The organism is Shewanella sp. S1-58-MNA-CIBAN-0166, assembly GCF_040310085.1.
Classification (GTDB): domain Bacteria; phylum Pseudomonadota; class Gammaproteobacteria; order Enterobacterales; family Shewanellaceae; genus Shewanella.
Window position 1 is genome coordinate 1 of record NZ_JBEOPN010000126.1, and the last position, 281, is coordinate 281.

1 protein-coding gene is annotated in these 281 nt (G+C 34.2%); it reads right to left on the minus strand.

All coding sequences use genetic code 11. The features are described from left to right. The coding region (locus AAEY99_RS21375; protein WP_502959519.1) for a GNAT family N-acetyltransferase at positions 1-236 on the minus strand (236 nt) is incomplete at its 3' end. Between the last annotated feature and the right edge of the window lie 45 nt (positions 237-281).

Below are 281 nucleotides of genomic sequence, written 5' to 3' on the forward strand. Positions count from 1 at the left end.
GTACCCAGTAGTTTGCCACTCATATTATGTTCAATAGCGAGTCGAATCACTTCACCTTCGTAATATCCGCTTATATCATCTTGAATTAATTGTTTAATATGGTCTTTGTTTAAAGGTGTTTTATAGTCATTAAACTCATAAACGAGTGGATTATTTAAAATTGTTAATAGCGCTGCGCCGTGTTTGTGGGTAATTAAACGTAAGGTAACGCGGGGTAATTTTATAGTTTTAAACATGCCTACGCCAAATAAAGTAAACGCGCTTTAAATAGCACTTTATAG